The sequence below is a fragment of the Streptomyces sp. NPDC006208 genome, assembly GCF_040613775.1.
In the GTDB taxonomy this organism is placed as follows: Bacteria; Actinomycetota; Actinomycetes; order Streptomycetales; family Streptomycetaceae; genus Streptomyces.
This window is the reverse complement of the sequence record NZ_JBEXSW010000148.1, coordinates 1-1,076: the sequence shown is the minus strand read 5'-3', so window position 1 is coordinate 1,076 and position 1,076 is coordinate 1. Positions and strand designations below refer to the sequence as shown.

Genomic DNA, 1,076 nt, shown 5'->3' with positions numbered 1-1,076 from the left:
AGCAAGCTTCCAGCAGACAAGAAATCAGGAGGACGATACGCGTTCTACGCATGATTGATCGAGCCTGTTTCGCGTGGCTGCAATCGTTCGACGTCGACACGCAGCCGATCATGAACAGGTAATCTCGACCGATACGGGACCGTCCATATGCCCGATGACGGATCAGAGCATTACTGCCAAGCGGAGTATCGAGCTTGAGAAGCCGTTCCTGCCGGGCCAGCCCCGCCGTGATCGCCCCGATCATGCTGTGCGCATCCATAGCGCCTCTCTCAGAATTATGTTGTTCTTGATCGGCAATTCTACGAATGACGATTCTGTGACGTCAATCGGGTGGAATTCAAATAATTGAAAACTGTAATTACTTCTTCATCAATATGTAGACATCGAGTAATTTCGATGTTCTACCGCACTGCGCCATCCGGAGCGCCCGCCATGTCCACCGCCCTGCTGCTACGCGCAACCCGTTCACATCTGTACCCCGGCAGCATTGTGACGCTCGGCCATGACGCGCCGCGATCCGGGAAGCCGTACCCGGCCATGGTCGAGTTCGCGGATGGATCAGGCGCGACCGCGACGCTCGTCCGCATCGATGGCGACGCGCTCGAACTCGCCGTCGACGCATACGTCACGCAAAAACGGCACATGGTCGCCGCGCGACGATGGCTGCTCAAGCCGTCCAATACAACTCGCACCGAATGGCGCGTAGCGCGAAGGCTTCCGGCCGCCTGACGCCCCTTTCGCCCGGCTACCCGCACCTCGTGCTATAGCGCCATCCCGCCATCGATCGTCAGGCTCGAACCCGTCATGTATCCCGATTCCGCACTGGCGAGCCAGGACACCAGCGATGCGATCTCGTCCGCGCTGCCGGCCCGCTGCAGCGGAATCAGCGGACGGATCCGGTCGAGATGAGCGGCCGTCATGTCCGTCTCGACCGGCCCCGGCTGCACGTTGTTGACCGTGATCCCGCGCGGTGCGAGGTCGACGGCGATGCCCTTGACCATCACGGCCACCGCGGCCTTCGTCATCGAATAGACGCTCGAACCCGGATGCCCGCTGCGCACCGCCGTATTGCTGCC

3 protein-coding genes are annotated in these 1,076 nt (G+C 60.9%); 1 reads left to right on the top strand and 2 read right to left on the bottom strand.

What is annotated here, in order from left to right:
* A partial coding sequence (locus ABZ208_RS39160) for a hypothetical protein (protein ID WP_356914210.1) occupies positions 1 to 259 on the bottom strand: 259 nt, incomplete at its 3' end.
* A 173-nt stretch (positions 260 to 432) separates the two neighbouring features.
* Between ABZ208_RS39160 and ABZ208_RS39155 the strand changes: the two genes are divergently transcribed.
* Positions 433 to 729, top strand: coding sequence for a hypothetical protein (locus ABZ208_RS39155; RefSeq protein WP_105817632.1), 297 nt, complete (start codon positions 433 to 435; stop codon positions 727 to 729).
* A 32-nt stretch (positions 730 to 761) separates the two neighbouring features.
* Here the strand turns inward: ABZ208_RS39155 and ABZ208_RS39150 are convergent.
* On the bottom strand, positions 762 to 1,076 hold a 315-nt coding region (locus tag ABZ208_RS39150; protein ID WP_356914209.1), incomplete at its 5' end, for an SDR family oxidoreductase.